1 protein-coding gene is annotated in these 1001 nt (G+C 35.8%); it reads right to left on the reverse strand.

Translation table 11 applies throughout. From position 1 onward, the window contains the following. On the reverse strand, positions 1–1001 hold a 1001-nt coding region (locus ACN4EE_RS23655; RefSeq protein ID WP_431708960.1), incomplete at both ends, for a tetratricopeptide repeat protein.

Consider the following 1001-nt stretch of genomic DNA (forward strand, 5'->3'; position numbering starts at 1 on the left):
ACTAATACCTCTATTGTTATAAGCTAGAGCATAATTAGAGTCGAGACTAATCGCCCTCGTAGAATCAGAAATCGCCTTTTGATATTCTCCTAAACTGTTATAACTAAAACCTCTATTGCTATAAGCATTAGCAAAATTAGGATCGAGATTAATCGCCTTCGTAGAATCAGAGATAGCCTTGTCATAAGTACCTAGTTCATTATAAAGAATACCTCTGTTGTAATAAGCTAAAGCATCATTAGGATCGAGACTAATCGCCTTATTGTAATCATCGATCGCCTTTTGATATTCTCCTAACCTACGATAACTATTACCTCTGTTGTTATAAGCGAAAGCAAAATTAGGATCGAGACTAATCGCTTTAGTAAGATCAGAAATCGCCTTTTGATATTCTCCTAAACTGTTATAACTAAAACCTCTATTGTTATAAGCAGAAGCATCATTAGGATCAAGATTAATCGCTCTAGTTAAATCAAAGAGTGCGTTTTGATATTCTTCCAACTTAGCATAAATAAAACCTCTGTGACTATAAGCTATTGCATAATTAGGATCAACTTTGAGGGCTTGATCATATTCAGCGATCGCTCTTTGATAGTTTTTCTGCTCATAATAAATCAAACCTTGCTCTATATATTTATCAATGTCAAGATTCTTTGTAACTTCATCTTGATCAACTTGCTGATTAAAATTACTAACATTGCTATTAGTGGCAACCTGATTATTTCCAGCCCAAGCCAAATAATTGTTAATGGGTATTCCTAACTTATAGCCTTCCGTTAAAGGAGTAATGCGAGTTGTGCCAGTTTCGGCATCTTCCACTTTTGCACCCTCACTTAAACCATGTATTCCCACCAACTTACCTTGACTATTTAAAATAGGCGCACCACTCATGCCGGGGCGAGTTTGATTGGTATAAACAAGAGTATAACCCTGTTTTTCTTGGGGATTAATGCCAGAGATATAACCTTCCGTAAACTGATAAATTCTACCATCAATGGGAG

The sequence above is a fragment of the Geminocystis sp. CENA526 genome (genome assembly GCF_050753365.1).
GTDB lineage: Bacteria > Cyanobacteriota > Cyanobacteriia > Cyanobacteriales > Cyanobacteriaceae > Geminocystis.